Annotated in this window: 21 protein-coding genes; 11 read left to right on the top strand and 10 right to left on the bottom strand. The window is 58.2% G+C overall.

The features are described from left to right. The 3 genes from B2Y33_RS04045 to B2Y33_RS04035 form a co-directional block, all read right to left on the bottom strand. Positions 1 to 1,251: hypothetical protein (locus tag B2Y33_RS04045; RefSeq protein WP_288632767.1), on the bottom strand; the 1,251-nt coding region annotated here is incomplete at its 3' end. A 5-nt stretch (positions 1,252 to 1,256) separates the two neighbouring features. Next, complete coding sequence (locus tag B2Y33_RS04040) at positions 1,257 to 2,729, bottom strand: site-specific integrase (RefSeq protein ID WP_080761392.1); 1,473 nt, start codon at positions 2,727 to 2,729, stop codon at positions 1,257 to 1,259. Positions 2,730 to 2,732: 3 nt separating this feature from the next. Further along, positions 2,733 to 3,971, bottom strand: a complete 1,239-nt coding sequence (locus B2Y33_RS04035) for a site-specific integrase (protein WP_069553525.1) — start codon at positions 3,969 to 3,971, stop codon at positions 2,733 to 2,735. Between the two features lie 439 nt (positions 3,972 to 4,410). Here B2Y33_RS04035 and B2Y33_RS04030 point away from each other — a divergent pair, with 439 nt between their 5' ends. Then, a complete protein-coding gene (locus B2Y33_RS04030; protein ID WP_181074086.1) occupies positions 4,411 to 4,623 on the top strand; it encodes a YebG family protein in 213 nt (70 codons plus the stop codon). A gap of 37 nt (positions 4,624 to 4,660) precedes the next feature. Here the strand turns inward: B2Y33_RS04030 and B2Y33_RS04025 are convergent, their stop codons facing one another. After that, on the bottom strand, positions 4,661 to 5,680 hold the full coding sequence (locus tag B2Y33_RS04025; RefSeq protein WP_027914413.1) for a Glu/Leu/Phe/Val dehydrogenase family protein: 1,020 nt from the start codon (positions 5,678 to 5,680) through the stop codon (positions 4,661 to 4,663). A 123-nt stretch (positions 5,681 to 5,803) separates the two neighbouring features. On the opposite strand from B2Y33_RS04025, the gene B2Y33_RS04020 reads away from it, so the two are divergent. Together B2Y33_RS04020 and B2Y33_RS04015 are read left to right on the top strand one after the other, a co-directional pair. Further along, positions 5,804 to 6,610, top strand: a complete 807-nt coding sequence (locus B2Y33_RS04020; RefSeq protein ID WP_206405965.1) for a SirB1 family protein — start codon at positions 5,804 to 5,806, stop codon at positions 6,608 to 6,610. Positions 6,611 to 6,769: 159 nt separating this feature from the next. Then, entirely contained in the window at positions 6,770 to 7,111 is a 342-nt protein-coding gene (locus B2Y33_RS04015; RefSeq protein ID WP_027914411.1) for a hypothetical protein, read from the top strand. A gap of 40 nt (positions 7,112 to 7,151) precedes the next feature. On the opposite strand, the gene maiA is transcribed toward B2Y33_RS04015, so the two are convergent. From maiA to hmgA, 3 genes are read right to left on the bottom strand one after another with little or no spacing between them, the layout of a single operon-like run. After that, positions 7,152 to 7,781, bottom strand: coding sequence for a maleylacetoacetate isomerase (maiA, locus tag B2Y33_RS04010; protein ID WP_206405966.1), 630 nt, complete (start codon positions 7,779 to 7,781; stop codon positions 7,152 to 7,154). Between the two features lie 12 nt (positions 7,782 to 7,793). Then, on the bottom strand, positions 7,794 to 9,086 hold the full coding sequence (gene fahA, locus B2Y33_RS04005; protein WP_206405967.1) for a fumarylacetoacetase: 1,293 nt from the start codon (positions 9,084 to 9,086) through the stop codon (positions 7,794 to 7,796). 3 nt (positions 9,087 to 9,089) lie between these two features. Further along, entirely contained in the window at positions 9,090 to 10,391 is a 1,302-nt protein-coding gene (gene hmgA / locus B2Y33_RS04000; RefSeq protein ID WP_206405968.1) for a homogentisate 1,2-dioxygenase, read from the bottom strand. Between the two features lie 169 nt (positions 10,392 to 10,560). On the opposite strand from hmgA, the gene B2Y33_RS03995 reads away from it, so the two are divergent. Further along, on the top strand, positions 10,561 to 11,343 hold the full coding sequence (locus B2Y33_RS03995) for an IclR family transcriptional regulator (protein ID WP_206405980.1): 783 nt from the start codon (positions 10,561 to 10,563) through the stop codon (positions 11,341 to 11,343). A gap of 250 nt (positions 11,344 to 11,593) precedes the next feature. On the opposite strand, the gene B2Y33_RS03990 is transcribed toward B2Y33_RS03995, so the two are convergent. Together B2Y33_RS03990 and B2Y33_RS03985 are read right to left on the bottom strand one after the other, a co-directional pair. Then, positions 11,594 to 12,496: an alpha/beta fold hydrolase gene (locus B2Y33_RS03990; protein WP_028687625.1), complete on the bottom strand. Its 903-nt coding sequence runs from the start codon at positions 12,494 to 12,496 to the stop codon at positions 11,594 to 11,596. Positions 12,497 to 12,720: 224 nt separating this feature from the next. Then, positions 12,721 to 13,176 carry a flavodoxin gene (locus B2Y33_RS03985; protein ID WP_028687624.1) on the bottom strand — a complete coding sequence of 152 codons (456 nt, stop codon included), beginning with the start codon at positions 13,174 to 13,176 and terminating at the stop codon, positions 12,721 to 12,723. Positions 13,177 to 13,287: 111 nt separating this feature from the next. On the opposite strand from B2Y33_RS03985, the gene B2Y33_RS03980 reads away from it, so the two are divergent. From B2Y33_RS03980 to B2Y33_RS03955, 6 genes are all read left to right on the top strand, one after another. Beyond that, a complete protein-coding gene (locus B2Y33_RS03980; protein ID WP_027914404.1) occupies positions 13,288 to 13,716 on the top strand; it encodes a PAS domain S-box protein in 429 nt (142 codons plus the stop codon). Positions 13,717 to 13,774: 58 nt separating this feature from the next. Further along, positions 13,775 to 14,392 carry a hypothetical protein gene (locus B2Y33_RS03975; RefSeq protein WP_206405969.1) on the top strand — a complete coding sequence of 206 codons (618 nt, stop codon included), beginning with the start codon at positions 13,775 to 13,777 and terminating at the stop codon, positions 14,390 to 14,392. 172 nt (positions 14,393 to 14,564) lie between these two features. Next, positions 14,565 to 15,125, top strand: a complete 561-nt coding sequence (locus B2Y33_RS03970; protein ID WP_059183330.1) for an antibiotic biosynthesis monooxygenase — start codon at positions 14,565 to 14,567, stop codon at positions 15,123 to 15,125. A gap of 33 nt (positions 15,126 to 15,158) precedes the next feature. Next, complete coding sequence (folM, locus tag B2Y33_RS03965; protein WP_027914402.1) at positions 15,159 to 15,896, top strand: dihydromonapterin reductase; 738 nt, start codon at positions 15,159 to 15,161, stop codon at positions 15,894 to 15,896. 9 nt (positions 15,897 to 15,905) lie between these two features. Next, a complete protein-coding gene (locus B2Y33_RS03960; protein WP_027914401.1) occupies positions 15,906 to 16,202 on the top strand; it encodes a DUF1244 domain-containing protein in 297 nt (98 codons plus the stop codon). Then, positions 16,195 to 16,536, top strand: coding sequence for a HopJ type III effector protein (locus B2Y33_RS03955; protein ID WP_110607116.1), 342 nt, complete (start codon positions 16,195 to 16,197; stop codon positions 16,534 to 16,536). Before B2Y33_RS03960 ends, B2Y33_RS03955 begins: the two co-directional genes overlap by 8 nt. Before the next feature lie 102 nt (positions 16,537 to 16,638). Here the strand turns inward: B2Y33_RS03955 and fabV are convergent, their stop codons facing one another. After that, entirely contained in the window at positions 16,639 to 17,850 is a 1,212-nt protein-coding gene (gene fabV, locus B2Y33_RS03950; RefSeq protein WP_027914399.1) for an enoyl-ACP reductase FabV, read from the bottom strand. A 287-nt stretch (positions 17,851 to 18,137) separates the two neighbouring features. Here fabV and B2Y33_RS03945 point away from each other — a divergent pair, with 287 nt between their 5' ends. Continuing rightward, positions 18,138 to 19,316, top strand: a complete 1,179-nt coding sequence (locus tag B2Y33_RS03945) for an acetyl-CoA C-acetyltransferase (RefSeq protein WP_206405970.1) — start codon at positions 18,138 to 18,140, stop codon at positions 19,314 to 19,316. The last annotated feature ends 54 nt before the right edge of the window (positions 19,317 to 19,370 follow it).

Below are 19,370 nucleotides of genomic sequence, written 5' to 3'. Positions count from 1 at the left end.
TTTTCGGTCAGCGGCAACAGTAACTTCACAAAATGCCTCAAGACGCTGCAACGATATAGCATGAGGGTGGCGCCTCAACCTGCTTCGCCACTTATATACATTTGAAGTCAAAGGCAAATATTCATTCCAAGCTTTCTCATACATAAATATCTTAGAATTCATAGCTTTCTGACATTGAAGCAACTTGACAACTGTTCGTGTAGAGGCACCCAGAAATGCCGCGACCTCAGACACACGCCCGAGGCGTCCAACCAACTGAATTACATCTACAAATTGCCCTGTAGATTGATAATAAACCCCTCGCGGCGTATACAAATCGAATTCGCTCACCCATTTCGCGACAAACTTACGCGCATAATATTTCAAACTAATAGGCGTTTTTTTTACTTCCTTCCAATTCACCCCTGGATTCAATCTCATTTTCTTAACAATACGACGCCCTTCCGCAGTATGTTCAGTGATAAATTCTACCGCTGCGCGTACTGCTGGGTATAAATCTTGCGGAAATGGTCGGAAGTACAATCGCCCTCCCTTTTCGGGAAATATTTTTATAACCCATTTCCCCTCTTGCTGTATCAAGCAATCTACAGGAAGACATGCCAGCTCATTGATTCTACCGCCCACAGCTGCGTTAATCACTAGCGCACTAATATAAAATCTATCCCGAAAAGAAAGTTCTGGATGAGTGGCCAATCCGAATAAATCTCTAATCACCTCTGTAGGTAGGAACTTTCGCTCTCTTCCCTCTTCACTTCCATGCCGGCCATACTTACATCTGCCTTTTGGAGCATCATAGATTACCCTTAAACCAATTCGCTTCTGCATCCATTTAGCAAAGCCCTGAAGTGTTGTTAAAGTTGAAATCTTCCCGGTCACCCCGCGCTCTGCGTAGGTCCTTTCAACCGCTTTAAAATCCAATAGATTCAATCGTGAGATTTCTTTACTACCCATTTCCAAATCAAGCCTAACTAATGCCTCGATGGAGGCGAATGCACCATCAGCGGTTACACCCGCTTGGACTCGCTTTGCTGCTATATACACTTTAGCAACTAATCTAAGCTCGTCATTTCTAATACGGCAAAATCTCAAATTGTATTGCGACAGATTTCCAGGGCGTTCAACCCAGTCGAGAATATTCCATTCATCACAAAAAAAATCGACTGAAGGCTTTAACCCCTCAACAAGTGATGCTGCCAAATTTATCAAAGGCTCTGGGAGGCCATGACCACGCAACTTTGAGTGAATATCCATCTTCGTCATTCCCCACTATTGATCCTAGCCATAACATCGTTAACCGCTTGGTATACGCGCTCCAGCTCTTTCAGTATCTTACTCCTTTCCTTTCCACCCTCAGCTCTACCCCATCTTTCTAATTCAGACTCTAGGTAATCTAAAGATTTTTTATGGTCTGCGTTGCGCCATGCAATGAAATACCTACAACCATTGTAACAATTAAAAAATGGATGATGCCCACAAGATCCGGACTTGCCACATTCCCCTACTATAGCTGGCTGATTTACGACCGGTATCAATATAGGCATCCCCGAACTCTTATGCCCAAGCTGACCGGCGAAAAATAAACCATTTAACTCTGAGAATATCCCACCTAATTTTCTGTTTGCTCGCTCCAACAACGGGCAAAACTCAGAAGCCAAACAGTCAATGTAAGCATCAGCTGCATGCACGGAGTCATGCTCAAGTACATATTGTATCTCGTCCCTAGACGCGCCTTGGGCGGCCATCTGTGTAGCTCCGCTATGTCGGATTCTATAGGGTGTCAAGATTAGAGGCCTATTCGTACGCGGACTGATCAGCTTTAATCTGCTACACCAGCCAGTTATCGCCCGTCCAAAATTTGATGATTCTCCCTCCCTTGAACTCACTAACAACCTCCCAGTCCTTTCCTGTAACGCCTTAACCTTAGGAGATGAGGAGTACTCGAGAATGGCATTAGCAAGTTGAGTAGTTATGGGCCAAAGCTCTGACGCCTGTCCTGTTTGATATTTTGCCTTAGGCATTCTAAGGAAATATTGGCCCCCTTCTGCCATCGAATCGGGTACCCACAATGCATCACGGAACATTTCATGCAACTGGATAGGTCTCTTTAATGTTTCGAACGAGATCCAAGTAAACAGCCTTGAGGTGAAATCCGCCGTGGATTCCCCCTCTGCAGAAATGATCATTGCTTTTCGAACCACTTCAATTTCGGAGCTTGTTAGCGCCCCGCGCGTCTCGTGCCATTCCAGTATCCTTAAAGTTGGGTGAGGCTTTTTAAGCCTTATAGCCTCTAACTCCAATGCATGAATCTCGTCCGCACCTGCCAACCCCTGAAAAGCAGCGTAAATGTAGAACCTTCGAAACTCGGTCGCCTCCGCATGGGATGATGTCATAACGCTCAACAATTTCCCGAGAGACATATCTGAAAAGTCCTTCCATGAAGGTTGCCAGTGCCTTTCCAAGCAAGAGATCCCCGCGTGCACTGAGCTCAGGATTCTAGGGCAAACCGACTCAAGCTTGTGCACTAGGTACTTTTTGACCACCTCAATAATTACTACTGGGAGCTGGTATCTGCTTAGATCAATAGAATATCTAGCCCTTCTCCACACCGCTTCAACATAATCTGTCGTCACATCAATGAAAAATGGACTACTCGGATCAGCATTACATCTTACATATAGCCGCCCGACTTCATCTTCAAATTCACCAGAATCATTGACTTCAATACCCATTGCTTACCCCTCAAAATTTAACCTCATCAACTCCCTTCTTGCCTTATCCCGAATCGCGCGCCGAGCATAACCTTTTAATGAGTCAGGACTACTCCATCCTCCCATGTAAACTACGTGATCTATTTCCGTAGAATTGTTCTCTAGCAAACTTGCAGCTTCGTAAAGCCTATTGAACACAGCGTGGCGTACGAGATGCCAATGAAAAGCTTTGACACACTCATTGCTAATCATGCAAGCGACTTTATTTGCCGCTGAACAGGATAGTGGATTACCCAGCGAGGCGTTACCGTGAGAGATCAACAGGAATTCGTGGTCTAGATAAGCTGTAAACCCTCCTTTTATTTTTCTTTTAACTCTATATGTATCTACATACTCCTCAATGGCTCTAATCATCCCCTCATCACCAGGACTAAAATAAAGCCGCCTACCAAAAGTTTTAACAAGTGGATTATTGGGAGCTCGCGGATCAGAATAATCTGCCCCTCTATCCTCTATGCGGATAATTTCCAAAAAAGGATATAAACCAGTCAGATCAATATCCACTAGGCGTAATGCTAACAACTCGCCTAGCCTTAATCCAAACCTTCTAACTAAGCGCCACATGATGTAGTTTCTTAGATTCAAGCCGCGAGTCACGTTCGCACTTGAAAGCTGCCCTACTAAAAACCCCTCTATTTTTTTCAATTCATCGTCCGTCAGGTCATGCGCGATTAGCTCTTTTCTGCCGCTCACCATTACACTAGACCAAACTTTCTTATGGCTTTCAATTAAACGAATATAGCTAACATTGACGTCAATACCGGTAGCAAACAAAGGTGTATAGTTCTCAACAAACCAAATTGAGAAAGTGCTGCAGCTTTGTAAGATCTTACAAACATATTTGTTTATCTGGGTCCCATCAACCGGCGGCGATATAATCTTCTCAAGCCAATTGGCAAATTTTCTTACACATCTAAAATCTAGTCCTTTCCCCTCAAGCAGCATGCGCTCGATATCGAGCCCAGTTATGTTTCCCCATGTGAATAAAAAGGCAACGTGGTAGAGCACTGTACGAATACTCGCCTTATAGCGACGATTACCCATTGAATACGCTACTTCGTACAGACTAGCGCTAAGACAAGGTACAAACGTTTCTACTGCCACCAACTGGTACCTAGCTACGTGTTGATGTGAAAACTTAAGAACCTTGTACTCTAACCCTACAGTCCTAACTGATTTAGTTCTTCTAGTTAGTCCAGGCATGAGACATCTCCTTCAGCATCAGTTGCAGAAGTTGTCTTCGAATGAATTTTATCAGCCTGCGACCAAAGCGACTTTAATAAGCCATCCCCAATCGAGTAGTTTGATCTTAACTTAAGACAGCTAGTTGACTTATAATCAACTAGCACGGACAGCAATTGATAACCGGTGAGAATTTCAAACAAAAAACGTATAAATATATTTTTGCCGCCCATATATCCGCACCTTGACATTAGTTTATGTCTTAAAGGTACAGATGCTGGGCCGCGGATAACTCCGTCGTCTGCCAACTATCTAACAACCTACGGTGCTACATTGGCACATTTTTAACGTAAACCAGTTGACTGGACTAATCAAGACCTTACGTCGCAGGTCTGACGGGACGCGGGGCTGCGGAGCTCTCATCCCCCCGCTATCTAGGCACTTTGAGGTCAGATAAATCATGGATAAAGCCGAAGCAGACCGTCACGACAAGATGCTCGAACTGGCTGAGCGCCTGGCAGAGGTGCTGCACAAGGCCGTGCCATCATTGAGTGAGCAGCAGGTAGAAGAAGCTGGTATCTACATGGCGAAGAACCGCGACGTGTTTGCCAGGGCGTTCAAGAGCCAGCCTGACGCGCTGGGTGAACTGCTCGAGGGCGATGCTGCTCAATAGCGATCGCTGGTGCCTTGATTGCCTAAGGGCGCGGAAATCACGCGTACAGCAAACGTTCCGCCAGCGCCTGCGCCACACGTGCAGGTGAACGCTTTTCAGCCTGGGCATGGCCGAACACTTCGGTGAGTCGGGCAGGTATACGGGCAATATGGGCGGTGATCGCCTCCGCTCTTTCGCCCTTGTGAGCCAACGCCGAGTAGATCAGGGCGCCTGCGTTGATCACGTAATCAGGCGCATAGAGAATTCCTCGCCCCTCCAACTGATCGGCAACATGCAGCGATGCCAGCTGATTATTCGCAGCGCCTGCCACCGCCGCGCACCTCAACTGCATCACACTTTGCCCATTCAATCCCGGGCCTACGCCGCATGGGGCGAAGATGTCGCACGGTGTACTGGGTAGCGCATCGTGGGCAATCGGTTGTGCGTCGAACTGCTCCACTGCAAGTCGCACCCGGCCTGGCTCCAGGTCGCTGACCAGCAGGTCTGCACCGGATGCATGCAGATGTTCGGCCAGCGCATACCCCACGCTCCCCAGTCCCTGAACGGCAACACGCAGCCCTTCCAGGTTGTGGCTGCCCAGCCGTGCATGGGCGGTGGCGCGCAGGCCCGCGAATACCCCCATCGCCGCATGTGGGGCAGGGTCACCCAGCGCCGTCGTGCTGACAACATGGGGGGTGCCCTGCGCCAGGCAGTCCATGTCCAGCGTCGAGGTGCCGCTGTCCAGGGCAATGAGCAGTCGCCCTTGCAAGCTATCGATGCAGCGGCCGAGTGCCTCGAACAGGGCGGCGCGGTCGTTCACATGCGGACTGCGCAAAATGACCGCCATGCCGCCCCCGAACGGCAGGCCCGCCATTGCCGCTTTGTAGCTCATGCCCTGGGCCAGGGTGACTGCATCGGTGATGGCACTCTCATGATCGGTGTAGGCCAGGTAGCGACAACCGCCCATGGCCGGCCCGAACCGCTCGCTGTGAATGACCACGACGGCTTCTAGGCCTGTCTGCGGATCGTTGAACACATGCAGTGACTGAGTACGGGTGCTTTGCATCAGTGCGAACATGGCCTGGCTCCCCCATGAGGTGCAGCATCCAGTATAGGCACCTGAACCGGGCAGGCCGGGCTACCGGACAACTGGACGAAACCGCTCTGGCCGGCTATTACTCAAGGGTGAGTGGAGAAGCCCATGAAGCCACGTCAAGCCTGCCTGGCCTGCCTTGAAAACAAGCCTGCCGCCCTGCTGCAAGCTGCGCTGTGGATCGCCGTCGAACATGACCCAAGCGTCGACCCTGATGCCTGCCAGGCCATCTGCCAGAACATGCAGCACACCATCAGCATTCACCTGCCCATGGTGGCGGCCACTGAACTTGCCCAGCCGCTTTTGCGCCAGCTCAACGCGTTGGGTTTCCAACAGGATGAATACCTGCCGCTGCGTCCGCACGCTGCCTTGATGAACCATGTGCTGACAAGGCGACGCGGCCAACCGTTGGCCTTGGCCATCCTGGCACTGGAGTTTGCGCAACGTTTGTCCATTCCACTCGAAGGTGTCAGCTTCCCGGGGCACTTCCTATTGCGCGTGCCGGGTGCCGACCATTTGCTCGACCCCTGCGGCGGTCGGCGTCTTTACCCCAATGATTGCCGGGAGCTGCTGATCCGCCAGTACGGCCCTGGCACCGCGTTGAGCGCCGAGCACCTGCGCCCGGCCAGCGCGATGCAGATGCTGCAACGGCTGTCACGCAACTTGCGCCACCTGCACACCAGTAATGATGCCCCACTCGCGGCGCTGATCGATGCCGAGCGCGTCATGCAACTGGGGCCCGCCCAGGTTGGCGACTACCTGGCCCGGGCAAGCCTGTACAGGCAACTCGATTGCCCGCACGCCGAACGCTTCGACCTGGAACATGCGTTGCTGCTCACGGAAGACCCTGTGCAGCGACTGGCAGTGAGCGAGCGACTGGGTCAGCTGCCTTCGATCAATCGCTCGATTCACTGACGGCAGATGAGCGGGGGCTAACGTCTTTCTAAAAGTAATGGCGCAGGGGCACAAGTAACTGGATTGGATCACCAGAATTAGTGATGATCTGGCACAACGGACTATCTGCAATGCGCAACCTCACAGGCTCAGCGCACCCATTAGCAAGGAAAGCAAGCTTTGAACATACCGACTCGCATAACTGCCATAACCACTTTGACGCTGACTTTCATGGGATTGCCAGGGTGCGGACAGACGACACAGAGCGAACAGCCGAAAGTGTCTAACGTTCAACTCAGAAAGATCGCCAGTCAACTTGTGGAAGCCAATGCCACACTCAAGGAGCTCAAGGAAATACAGGCTCAAAGCATGGTTATGCAACAGGCTCAGCTTGCAGCTCAGCTATCGCTTAACCAAATCCTCCTGCAGTCGCTCAACGACAGGGCCTACAGGAGCGCAACCAAGGAACGCAAAGCCGATGCGCATGATGAGGCGCCTGAGCAGTCATCCAAGCCACGCTAGGCAATGAACGACTTCTCAGATCAACCGCGGCTTGGTGCGCTCACCGCGGTGTATCGGACTGACGCGAAGGATGAGCCTGCATGAACGCCGGATGCTGCTCCGCCAACGCCGCCACTCTGCGGATGCGCGGGTAACGCCCCAGGTCGATCCCGAATCGCTCGGCGGCATAAAGCTGCGGTATCAGATAGACATCCGCCAGGCCGGGCGTATCGCCCAGGCAGTAGCCATCATCGCCGATCGCCTGCTCGACAGCCCCCAGCCCCTGGCTTATCCAATGACCGATCCATTGGTTGATCTGCACTTCATCCTGGCCCGCTTCACGCAGGCGGTTGAGCACGCTGACGTTGTGCAGGGGGTGGATGTCGCAGCCGATGATCGCCGCCACCCCGCGGGCCTGGGCGCGCTGCGCTGCACCTTCCGGTAGCAGGGCGGGCTGCGGGTAGGCCTCTTCCAGGTACTCGATGATCGCTGGGGATTGCACCAGCAGCTCTCCACCGTCTGTACGCAGGGTGGGTACCCGGCCCTGGGCATTGATACCCAGGTAACCGGCTTGCCGATGCTCGCCTTTCAGCAGGTTGACGGGCAGTGCACGGAAGCTCAGCCCTTTGAGGGCCAAGGCAATCCGCACCCGGTAGGACGAGGTGGAACGGTAATAGGTATACAGCTCCATGCCTGCGTCTCCTCAGTTGGCCGCGATGACCCGGCCACGGCACTCGCCGAACCCGATGCTCACCTCGCCGTCGCACACACCCCGTGCCCGCAGGATGACTTCGTCGCCGTCCTCCAGAAACTTGCGCACTTCGCCATTGGGCAACTCCACCGGGTGCTTACCGCCCTCGGTGATTTCCAGCAAGCTGCCATAGGACCCTGGGGCGGCACCTGACAGGGTGCCGGAACCGAACAGGTCGCCGGGTTGCAACTGGCAACCGTTGACACTGTGGTGCGCCACCAGTTGGGCCACCGTCCAGTACATGCTGCGGGTGTTGCTCAGGGCCAGGCGGTGCGGTGTAGCACCGTCCTCGCGCATGCGCTCGGTGAGCAGCAGCACCTCCAGTTCGATGTCGAATGCACCGGCTGCCTGATCACGCTTGTCGAGCAGGTAGGACAGCGGCTGGGGATCCCCGTGCGGCCTGGCCGGCTGAGCGCAGCGCAAGGGCGCCAGCGCCTCGGCCGTGACGACCCAGGGCGAAATCGTGGTCACGAAGCTTTTGGACAGGAACGGCCCCAGTGGCTGGTATTCCCACGCCTGGATGTCTCGCGCCGACCAGTCGTTGAGCAGGCACAGGCCCGCGATGTGCTCGGCGGCATCGCCGATGGGGATGGCCTGGCCCATGTCATTGCCCTGCCCGATCCAGATGCCCAGCTCCAGCTCGTAGTCCAGCCGCGCACAGGGGCCGAAGCTCGGTTCGCTCTGCCCGGCGGGCAATGTCTGGCCCTTGGGCCGGCGAACATCCGTCCCGGAGGGGCGAATGGTCGATGCACGGCCGTGATAGCCGATGGGCACGTACTTGTAGTTGGGAAGCAAGGGGTTGTCGGGGCGGAATAACTTGCCGATGTTGCGGGCGTGCTCGATGCCCACGTAGAAGTCGGTGTAATCGCCGATCTGGGCCGGCACGTGCATCTGGCAAGTGCTGGCGGGGTAAAGCGCCCCTTCCAGCATTGCCTGGTGCTCGGACTGCTCACCGAGCAACTCGAGCAGCCGTTCACGCAGCGCCACGCGCGCTCCGCGCCCCAGTGCGAAGAACCCATTCAAGGTGCCGCCCTGCGTAGCGAGTACCGCCGCCTTGGCCTGACCTTCGAACAAACCCAAGCCCAGCACCGCCTGAAGGTCGAGGATGGCATCGCCGATGGCCACGCCACAGCGTCTGGCCTCGCTGCCACGACTGAAGATACCCAAGGGCAGGTTCTGCAGCGGGAAGTCACTGTGCCCATTGGCATGGCTCACCCAACTGCGGGCGATAGCGTGTTGGTTCATGGGTTATCTCCGGTTCGGGTTGAAGGTGCTGGGCAAGGTGGCCCAGCAGCTGTCGTAGTCGGTCTGCAACTGCGGGCAGGCCATGGCGTACTGGCTCGGGCGCAGCACCTGGCTGGTCTCGAACATGAACGCCATGGTGTTCTCGATCTTGTGCGGGGCAAGCTCGGCGGCGATGGCCCTGTCGCACGTCTCGGCATCCGGGCCATGGGCGCTCATGACGCTGTGCAGGGAGGCGCCACCGGGCACGAAGCCTTCGGCCTTGGCATCGTAGGCACCGTCGATCAGCCCCATGAACTCGTTCATCAGATTGCGGTGGAACCACGGTGGACGGAAGGTGTTCTCGGCCACCATCCAGCGCGGCGGGAAGATCACGAAGTCCATGTTGGCAAGGCCGTGCACACTGGTCGGTGAGGTGAGCACGGTGAAGATCGAGGGGTCCGGGTGGTCGAAGCTGACGGTGCCCAAGGTATTGAAGCGGCGCAGGTCGTATTTGTAAGGCACGTTGCTGCCGTGCCAGGCCACCACGTCCAGCGGCGAATGCTGGAGTTCACATGCCCAGTGCTCCCCCAGGAATTTCTGTACCAGCTGCACCGGCCCGGTGGTTTGTTCATAAGCGGCCACCGGCGTTTCGAAATCGCGAGGGTTGGCCAGGCCATTGCTGCCGATGGGCCCCAGGTCCGGCAGGCGCAGGGGCGCGCCGTGGTTTTCGGCAAGGTAGCCACGCGCCTGGGCATCGACCAGCTCGACGCGAAATTTCATGCCGCGGGGAATCACTGCAATTTCAAGCGGGCCGACCTGCATGACACCCAGCTCGGTGGCGATGCGCAGGCGACCTTGCTCAGGCACCAGCAACAGCTCACCGTCGGCGTTGAAGAACACGCGCTCCATGGAGCGGTTGGTGCAGTAGATGTAGATGCTCACACCGCCAGGCGAATGAGCAGGGCCATTGGCCGCCATGGGCACCCAACCCTCGATGAAGTCGGTCGGCGTTTGCGGGATGGGCTGCGAGTTCCAGCGCAGGCGGTTGGGCGTAATCGTACCCAACGCCTCGCTCAGAGGCTGGCGCGCAAGGCGCTCGAAACGCGGGTGAGCGGCCGACGGCCGGATGCGGTACATCCAGGTGCGGCGCAGCTCATGACGGGCCATGGTGAACGCTGTGCCGGAGAGCAGCTCGGCATAGAGCCCATAGGGGGTTTTCTGAGGCGAGTTCTGCCCGACCGGCAATGCGCCTGGCAACGCTTCGCTGGTGAATTCGTTGCCGAAACCGCTGAGGTAGTGAAGGTCAGGTGCAGGGTCGCGATTCATCGATGCCTCCGGGCCGGGGCGGCCTGTGGGAGCAGTTGCTGCTGCCCGAGGGAACGGCGGCGCATCTGCATTGTTTTTATCGTAATCAGATTACGAATAACGTAATTTGCTCTGCGCCAGGCGTCAAGCTATAAAGGCGCGACTCGATGACTCGCGGATGACCCTACCGATGGCCAAAGCCAGCTCCCCTACCGACAACGGCAAGCAGAAGGTCCGCTCAGCCGAGGTGGGCACCGACATCCTCAAGGCATTGGCCGAACTCTCGCCTTCTACGTCACTGTCCAGGCTCGCAGAGCATGTCCAGATGCCGGCGAGCAAGGTGCATCGTTACCTGCAAGCCTTGATTGCCAGCGGGTTCGCCGAACAGAATGCGGCCACCAATCATTACGGTCTGGGGCGCGAAGCATTGCGCGTGGGCATGGCCGCGCTGGGCAGCATCGATGTACTGAAAGTCGCCGCGTTGCCGCTCTCCCATCTGCGTGATGAATTGAACGAGAGTTGCTTCATTGCGGTGTGGGGCAACCAGGGGGCGACCGTGGTAAGCATCGAACCGGCCGTGCGCGCCGTCACCGTGGTGACGCAGATCGGCTCGGTATTGCCGCTGCTGACCTCGTCCACCGGGCTGGTGTTCGCGGCCCATTTGCCTGAGCGGGAAACCGTGGACCTGATGGCGCGCGAGCTGACCCAGCTCAAGCAGCGGCCTGATGATTATCAGCAGGTACTGGCAGGTATACGTGAACGCGGCCTGCACCACATCCACGGGCTGCTGATGCCGGGTGTGGATGCGCTGTCGGCACCGATCTTCAACGCCATGGGGCAGATCGCTGCGGTGATGACGGTGGTGGGGCCCACGTCGATGTTCCAGGCCGATGAACAAGGCCCTGCGGCGCAGCGGCTACTGGCTGCCACGCGCGAGACAAGCTGGCGCATGGGGCACTGCCCAGCGCCTTGAGTACTGCAGACTGTTGCCTGGTATGTAACGGTGAATGTCGCCGTATGCGGTTTTTCCAGCGGATTCAATTGCTTATTATCGGATCACTGGCTGCCACCGAGGGCTCTCCCCCCGCTCGCGGTGTCAGCCAGGTGTATCGACGTAGATTTTGAAGCTCCTTGATCTGACGTCTCGATTGACCGCTGCGAAAGGCAGCGGTTTTTTTTGCCTGCGATTTAGTGCTCAAGGGCCTGGTTGCCGCTTCAACGGGTCAGGACTGGGCCACCTTGAGCGAGCCGAACGCCTGGGCGGGCTCCCTGAACGCCAGGTAATGACGCAACACCTGTTGCGGCGCTTCGGTATGCGGATGATGACCAATACCCTGCAACAGCACGGCATCGGCGGTCGGTACGTGCCGACGGTAGTGTTCGACCATGTGCGCGCCATAAAGGGGATCGACTGCGCCCGCGATCAGACGCAACGGCACCGTCCCTTGCAGCGCCTGTGTCCAGCGATCACGGTGGCGCATGCGTTCAGGCACGTAACCGGCAAGCCTGTGCAGCACGCGCGTGCCGCGATTGGCAGCCAGCATGCTCCAGAAGTCGTCGAGCACGCTTTCGCTCGGGTGGGTACACGGCCCGTAGACACGGGTCAGGTGACGCACCAAGTCATCACGGCTGAACGAACGCGCCACCAACCACCCCAGGTGGCTTAGCAGCAGCTTCTGCAGCAGCAGCATGCGACAGCCTTCAGGAAACAGGCCGCTGTTGAGAAAGACGCAGCTGGCGATACTGGCACGCTGTTCATGATGCCGAGCCAGCAGTTCCTGAGCCACGTTACCGCCGTAGTCATGAGCCAGCACATCCACCGGCTGCTCGATCTGCAGGTGAGCCAGCAAGGCCTGCTGCAAGTCGGCCTGCTCCATTAGGCTATAGACGTGATCAACCGGTTTGGCCGAATCGCCGAACCCTAGCATGTCGCAGGCCACCACCCGATAGCGCTGGGCCAGAGGCCCCCACAGGTAATGCCAGTCCCAGCTCCCTGTAGGAAAACCATGTAGCAAAAGCAGGGGCGTTCCTTGCCCTGCGGTCCAGTAGCGGATGCTCTGACCCCGGAATGTGAAACTCTGTCCCCGGGTACGCCAGACGCACAATGGAATTTCGGCCATGGGCATCGGAAGGCACCGGGTTAAGGAATATGGACGCGATAGGGCAAGGCTGCTGTCATTGCATGTCACCTCGGCACTTTCATGTGCTCTCTATGTCGAGACACAGTCTAGCCAGCGGCCGAGGCGCTTGAACTTGCGTTGCCAGCCAGCTTGATGACTGAGCGAGTCACCTGCACCAGCGGTAGGCGCAGCCTGTCTGGTTGCCGGCTGCGTTCCCGTCCTGCAAAACGTCAGGCGTTCAGTGCCTGGGCCAGTTCAGCCAGCCACGGCTCGGCATCGGTTTCCGGTGTCACGCTCTCGCTGGCATCGAGCCGCAGCATGGGCACCACCTCGTGCACGCCAAGTTCGGCAAACAGTTCGCGCATCTGTTCGCCGCCGCCGCAATACGTATCGCCATAACTGGAATCGCCCAAGGCGATGACTGCACCCGGCAGGCCACGCCAGGCGGCCGGCAGGGTGTCGCGAATGGCGCTGTAGAGGGGCATGAGGTTGTCGGGCAGCTCGCCCATGCCGGTGGTGGAGGTCACCGCCAGCACTGCCTGCGGGCCGAACGCCTGCAGGTCGGGCAAAGAGGCTCGGTTGGCGTGCCAGGCCTCCAGGCCAGCAGCCTTGAGCAGCGATTCGGCGTGACGGGCGACTTCTTCGGCGGTGCCGTACACCGATCCGGAAATAATGACGACTTTCATCAGGGAAAAGGTTTCCGATACTGAGTGAAATCGTAGGATACTAGCACCCAGCGCTGGCACAAGGCCGTGGTAATGCCCGTGGCCCTCATCCCTTCACTGCATGACCTACACATGATCACTGCGCAGTTGCTGCAATCGATGGTCGATGCCTCGGACGACGGTATCGTGGTCGCCGAACAGGAAGGCGACGACACCATCCTCATCTACGTGAATGCGGCTTTCGAGCGCCTCACCGGCTACAGCCGAGATGAAATCCTGTACCAGGACTGCCGATTCCTGCAGGGAGACGACCGCGACCAACTGGGCCGCGCGCGCATCCGCAAGGCGTTGGCAGAGGGCCGGGCCTGCCGTGAAGTGCTGCGTAACTACCGCAAGGATGGCACCGCGTTCTGGAACGAGCTTTCGATTACCCCGCTAAGGCATGCGGCTGACCAGCGCCTGTACTTCATCGGCATTCAGAAGGACGTTACCCGGCAAGTGGAAATGGAACGCGAATTGGCCGAGCTGCGCGTTCGTCAGAAAGCCGGTGACCAGACCTGAACCCCGGTTGTTTTTTGGAGTCAACTGAGTTGTAGAACCATCCACATCGAGTTTCGAGATGCCCCCCGACACGCTTTTGACCCAGGATGAGCTGGACTATATCCAGGATGTCCAGCACTCCCCGCAGTTCGACATGGCCGAAGCCATGACGAGCCTCCTGGTCAATGGGGACAGCCGCATCCAGGGCCTGTTGACGCGCCTGGTCGCGCATGAGCAAGTCACCTTGCAGGCCCATGTCGACAACCAGCAAATCAGCATTCCGCTGCAGCTGATCGAAGACGAGTTCCATACGCTGCAATTGCAACTGGGCGCGCCCGACATTTTCGAGATAGGCCCCAGGCTGCGACCCTGGCGACTGACCCTTGATCCGCCCTGTGCGCTGCTCGACGCCCATGGTGACGACAGCGGGCTCTGGGTGTGTGACATTTCTGTCAAAGGTGTGCTTGTGCAAGCGCGCGACCTACCTGACGCCCCTGATGTCTTCACGCTCCGATTCGCCCCGGACGGGGTCTGCCCAATCGAGCTTCACGGCAAGCTCGGCCGGCGTATCGACGGATCGAAGGCCGCTTATGACCTGAGTGGCACTGCCCAGGATGACATCGAACGCCTGCGCGATTTCATTCTCCACAAGCACCGGCTGGCTCACCCTGAGTTGCATACGCAAATGCCCGGCTGAAGCCCACACCCGACGAACGCGCCGTGTTTACCCACCCTATGACTTACGCCTGCCCGGGCGATACGCCATAATCCGCGCCCACTTCTTGCATGCCTAACTGAGTCGACCACCACCCCGGCCGACACAGCCAAGGGGCCAGCTACCCGCCAGCCTCGTCGTCAGGAGATACACGATGTCTAGATCCCCCGTCACCTTGATGGTGTCGCGGCGCGCCGCCGACGGCCGCTACGAAGAATTGCTGGCCTGGCTCCATGAGGGCGAACAGCTGGCCACCGACTTCCCCGGCTACCTGGGCTCAGGGATTCTCGCACCGCCGCGCGACGGCGATGAGTTTCAGATCATCTTCCGCTTCAGTGACGAGCCGACCCTGCATGCCTGGGAACATTCGGCTTCCCGGCGCGCCTGGCTCAAGCGGGGCAACGGGCTGTTCGAGCGCCCCAGAGAGGCACGGGTCAGTGGCATAAACGACTGGTTCGGCACTGCCTTGGTGCGTAAACCACCCCGTTGGAAGCAGGCCACGGCGATCTGGCTGGCGTTCTTTCCGGTGTCACTGGCTTTCAATATGCTGTTCGGTCACTGGTTGGCAGGCATGGACCTGTTGCCACGCGTGCTTGTGAGCACCCTGGCGCTCACCCCCCTGATGGTGTACCTGTTCATCCCCCTTTCAACGCACCTGCTGGCGGGCTGGCTGCAGGGTTCGTCAACACGTGAACACGCCTGGCGTAGCCGGTAGGCGCAGGCCTCACACGCGCTGGGCAGTTGGGGTATGCTGGGCGGCAACCCTCGACAGATACAGTTGACCGCCCCGAACATGAACAGCCCTATCCTGATAACCGGAGCCAGCCAACGCGTCGGGCTGGCCCTGGCCATGGAACTGGCCCAGGCCGGCCATACGGTAGTCAGTGCCAGCCGCAGCGTCCAGCCGCAATCGCCACACCCCAACATCATCCCGTTCACGGCAGACTTGTGCCAGGTGGCCGATCGCCAGGCATTGGTCGACTACCTCTACAGCCATTACGATGGCCTGCGCGCCGTCATCCACAACGCTTCGCTGTGGCTCGACGATGGCCTGGCCAACCTCGAGACCATGTTCCGCCTTCATGTCGAAGCGCCCTATCATCTCAACCTGGCCTTGGGCGAGCTGTTGGCCAAGGTCGACAAGGCTGACATCATCCACGTCTGCGACGAGACATCCTCGCGCGGCAGCAAAAGCCACATCGGCTATGCCGCCACCAAGGCCGCGCTGCAGAACATGGTGTTGTCGTTCGCCGAAAAGTACGCGCCCACGGTGCACGTCAACGGTATTCTGCCTGGGCTGCTGATCCTCAAGGAGGGCGGCGACGAAGCCTATCGCCAACAGACACTGAAGAAGGCACTGCTGGAATTCGAACCGGGCGCCGGGCCGCTGATCGAGACGGTCAAGTACCTGCTTGCCAGTCAGTACAGCACCGGCAGCCAAGTGGTCATCAATGGTGGCCGCCACCTGAAAAACCGCATTATTTGAGAGAAGCCCATGACCCCACAGCAACAGCTCGAACTGGAAGCCGCCGCTTTCCGCCGGCTCGTGGAACACCTGCGTTCACGCACCGACGTGCAGAACATCGACCTGATGAACCTGTCCGGGTTCTGCCGCAACTGCCTGTCCAAGTGGTACAAGGCGGCAGCCGACGAGCGGCAGCTGGACCTGAGCCTGGACGAGGCGCGCGAAGCCGTCTACGGCATGCCTTACGGCGAGTGGAAGGCCCAGTACCAGAAAGAGGCCAGCCCCCAGCAGCAGGCCGCATTCGAACAAGGAAAACCCCGTGACTGATCTGACTACCCTGCGCGCCAGCCTGGACAGTGGTGAACATGTGTTCGCCGACACCCTGGCATTCATTGCCGAACACTATGCCTATCAGCCCCGGGCCTTCAGCAACGGTGACGTCGAAAACGCAGCCGGGCAGAACGAAGGTTCATGCAAGACCTTGGGCTTGGCGTTGCTCGAGGGATTGAGTGATCGTGAAGCGCTGCTGGCTTTTGGCGAGCATTATCGAGATGTGCAGGCCACACCCGAGGGCCAAGACCATGGGAATATCCGTGCGCTGATCGCGTATGGCCTGGCAGGCGTCAAGTTCGAGACACTGCCGCTGTCGCGCAAGGCTTGATGAGGGGCTGCCATCCAGTGGACTGCGCCCTGGAGGTCGGCATCGCAGCATGAATACCGGGGCTGCCTGGCAGCCCCGGTAATCTGAACCCAGAGCGCTCGATTACAGCTGGACGCAATCGAACTGCACGTCGGTCGCCACATCTGCGTCGTAGTCGACGTCAGTGCGCTCGAAGCCGAACAGGTTCAGGAACTGCTTCTTGTAACCGGCATAGTCGGTCAGCTCGAACAGGTTCTCGGTAGTCACCTGTGGCCACATGGCCTTGCAGGCGTCCTGCACGTCGTCGCGCAGTTCCCAGTCGTCCAGGCGCAGACGGCCTTTCTCGTCGACCTGCGCTGGCGCGCCGTCGGTGCGATACATACGGTCACGGAACATGCGATCGAGCTGATCCTGGGTACCTTCGTGGACGCCCTTCTCCTGCATGATCTTGAACACCATCGACAGGTACAGCGGCATCACCGGGATGGCCGAGCTGGCCTGGGTCACGACCGACTTGAGCACAGCCACATTGGCGCCGCCCTTTACGTCAGCCGCCAGCTTCTGGTCCAGGCGCAGAGCAGTGTCGTCCAAGTCCTGCTTGGCCTTGCCCAGGGCGCCGTGCCAGTAGATGGGCCAGGTGATTTCGGTGCCGATGTAGCTGAAGGCGACGGTGCGGGCGCCTTCGGCCAGCACATCGGCACCGGCCAGGGCATCGATCCACAGCTGCCAGTCCTGGCCACCCATGACGGTCACGGTGTCGGCGATTTCCTGCTCGGTGGCCGGCTCGATGCTGGCCTCGATGATGGCGTCCTTGTTGGTGTCGATGGCCGTCGACTTGTACGGCTGGCCAATCGGCTTGAGCGCCGAGCGCACCAGTTCGCCTGTCTGTGGCAGCTTGCGCACCGGTGAGGCGAGCGAATAGATGACCAGGTCGACCTTGCCGCCCATGTCGTTCTTGATCAGCTCGATGACCTTGGCCCGCGCTTCGTCGGAGAAGGCGTCACCGTTGATCGACTTGCTGTACAGGCCCTCGGCCTTGGCGAACTTGTCGAACGCCGCCGCGTTGTACCAGCCGGCGGTGCCGGCTTTGGTTTCGGTGCCTGGCTTTTCGAAGAACACGCCCAGGGTGTCGGCCTTGAAACCGAAGGCGGCAGTGATGCGCGCCGCCAGGCCGTAGCCACTGGAGGCACCGATGACCAACACCTTCTTCGGACCATCCTCGCGTACGCCCCGTTTGCGGGTGGCTTCGATCTGGTCACGGACGTTGAGCTCGCAGCCCTTGGGATGAGTCGTGGTGCAGATGAAACCGCGGACCTTAGGATGAATGATGGCCAATGTCTGTACCTCGTCTGGTTTATGCACGATAACGCCACGCAGGGCGTTTTCAAAAGTGGACTGAGGGGTAAGACTCACCCCGCAGGTCAGGCGACACATCTTAAGGGTTGAGCGCAGCGATGCAAAATCGGTGGCCGACTGGCGACGGAGCGCCCTGTCCGGACGCCCTCTTCCTGCGCCTAGGCATTGATTCGGTTTTCCTATCAATAGGCAACAAAAACAAACTTAACAAATGAGCAAAATGCGCCGATGCTGGGTGCCCTCACCTTCAGACGGAGAACAACAACATGAACGAAGTGGTGATCGTCGCCGCGACCCGCACCGCCATCGGCAGCTTCCAGGGCGCCCTGGCTGGCGTCCCGGCCGTCGACCTGGGGGCAGCCGTGATCAAGCATCTGTTGGAGCAAACCGGGCTGGATCCGGCGCAGGTCGACGAGGTGATCATGGGCCAGGTGCTGACGGCCGGCGCCGGGCAGAACCCTGCTCGTCAGGCAGCCATCAAGGCAGGCCTGCCGTTCAGCGTGCCTGCCTTGACCCTGAACAAGGTCTGCGGCTCGGGGCTCAAGGCACTGCACCTGGGCGCCCAGGCCATTCGCTGCGGCGATGCCGAGGTGGTGATCGCCGGCGGCCAGGAAAACATGAGCCTCGCCCCTTATGTCATGCCTTCTGCCCGCACCGGCCAGCGCATGGGCCATGGTCAGTTGATCGACAGCATGATCAGCGACGGCCTGTGGGACGCGTTCAACGATTACCACATGGGCATCACTGCCGAAAACCTGGTGCAAGAATACGGGCTGAGCCGCGAACAGCAGGACGCTTTTGCGGCCGAGTCGCAGCGCAAGGCGGTGGCAGCCATCGCCGCTGGCCGCTTCGAGGCTGAAATCACCCCGATCCTGCTGCCCCAGAAAAAAGGCGAGCCCAAGGTTTTCGCCCAAGACGAACAGCCACGCTCGGACACCACGGTCGAATCCCTCGCCAAACTGCGTCCTGCCTTCAAGAAGGATGGCAGCGTGACGGCAGGGAATGCCTCCAGCCTCAACGATGGGGCTGCGGCAGTGCTGCTGATGAACGCTGAAAAGGCCCAGGCATTGGGCTTGCCCGTGCTGGCCAGGATCACGGCCTATGCCAGCGCTGGAGTCGACCCTGCCGTAATGGGGATCGCCCCTGTCTCTGCGACTGAACGCTGCCTGGGCAAGGCAGGCTGGCACTTGGCCGACCTGGATCTGATCGAAGCCAACGAGGCGTTTGCGGCCCAGGCGCTGGCGGTTGGCAAGGCGCTTGCGTGGGATGCTTCGCGGGTCAACGTGAACGGTGGGGCGATTGCGCTGGGTCATCCCATCGGTGCATCCGGATGCCGCGTGCTGGTCACCTTGCTGCACGAGATGATCAAGCGCGATGCCAAGAAAGGCCTGGCCACGCTGTGTATCGGTGGTGGACAAGGCGTGGCCCTGGCGATCGAGCGCTGATCAACCGAGCCACGGGCACCCGGGGCCGCTAAGCACGCCAGTGCGCAGCGGCAC

Origin of the sequence: Pseudomonas sp. UBA5666 (genome assembly GCF_002420785.1) — a bacterium.
GTDB classification, from domain to species: Bacteria; Pseudomonadota; Gammaproteobacteria; order Pseudomonadales; family Pseudomonadaceae; genus Aquipseudomonas; species Aquipseudomonas fulva.
The sequence above is the reverse complement of the archived record's forward strand: the minus strand, read 5'-3'. Positions and strand labels throughout refer to the sequence as shown.

What these genes read in the sequence shown, in the direction of transcription:
- folM (WP_027914402.1), top strand. Translation starts at nt 15,159, where the DNA reads ATGCTGGGCGGCAACCCTCGACAGATACAGTTGACCGCCCCGAACATG.
- B2Y33_RS04020 (WP_206405965.1), top strand. Translation starts at nt 5,804, where the DNA reads ATGAAGCCACGTCAAGCCTGCCTGGCCTGCCTTGAAAACAAGCCTGCC.
- B2Y33_RS03945 (WP_206405970.1), top strand. Translation starts at nt 18,138, where the DNA reads ATGAACGAAGTGGTGATCGTCGCCGCGACCCGCACCGCCATCGGCAGC.
- B2Y33_RS04035 (WP_069553525.1), bottom strand. Translation starts at nt 3,971, where the DNA reads ATGCCTGGACTAACTAGAAGAACTAAATCAGTTAGGACTGTAGGGTTA.
- B2Y33_RS03975 (WP_206405969.1), top strand. Translation starts at nt 13,775, where the DNA reads ATGCCCCCCGACACGCTTTTGACCCAGGATGAGCTGGACTATATCCAG.
- maiA (WP_206405966.1), bottom strand. Translation starts at nt 7,781, where the DNA reads ATGGAGCTGTATACCTATTACCGTTCCACCTCGTCCTACCGGGTGCGG.
- B2Y33_RS04030 (WP_181074086.1), top strand. Translation starts at nt 4,411, where the DNA reads ATGGATAAAGCCGAAGCAGACCGTCACGACAAGATGCTCGAACTGGCT.
- B2Y33_RS04025 (WP_027914413.1), bottom strand. Translation starts at nt 5,680, where the DNA reads ATGTTCGCACTGATGCAAAGCACCCGTACTCAGTCACTGCATGTGTTC.
- B2Y33_RS04040 (WP_080761392.1), bottom strand. Translation starts at nt 2,729, where the DNA reads ATGGGTATTGAAGTCAATGATTCTGGTGAATTTGAAGATGAAGTCGGG.
- B2Y33_RS03995 (WP_206405980.1), top strand. Translation starts at nt 10,561, where the DNA reads ATGGCCAAAGCCAGCTCCCCTACCGACAACGGCAAGCAGAAGGTCCGC.
- hmgA (WP_206405968.1), bottom strand. Translation starts at nt 10,391, where the DNA reads ATGAATCGCGACCCTGCACCTGACCTTCACTACCTCAGCGGTTTCGGC.
- B2Y33_RS03960 (WP_027914401.1), top strand. Translation starts at nt 15,906, where the DNA reads ATGACCCCACAGCAACAGCTCGAACTGGAAGCCGCCGCTTTCCGCCGG.
- B2Y33_RS03980 (WP_027914404.1), top strand. Translation starts at nt 13,288, where the DNA reads ATGATCACTGCGCAGTTGCTGCAATCGATGGTCGATGCCTCGGACGAC.
- B2Y33_RS03990 (WP_028687625.1), bottom strand. Translation starts at nt 12,496, where the DNA reads ATGCCCATGGCCGAAATTCCATTGTGCGTCTGGCGTACCCGGGGACAG.
- B2Y33_RS03970 (WP_059183330.1), top strand. Translation starts at nt 14,565, where the DNA reads ATGTCTAGATCCCCCGTCACCTTGATGGTGTCGCGGCGCGCCGCCGAC.
- B2Y33_RS03985 (WP_028687624.1), bottom strand. Translation starts at nt 13,176, where the DNA reads ATGAAAGTCGTCATTATTTCCGGATCGGTGTACGGCACCGCCGAAGAA.
- fahA (WP_206405967.1), bottom strand. Translation starts at nt 9,086, where the DNA reads ATGAACCAACACGCTATCGCCCGCAGTTGGGTGAGCCATGCCAATGGG.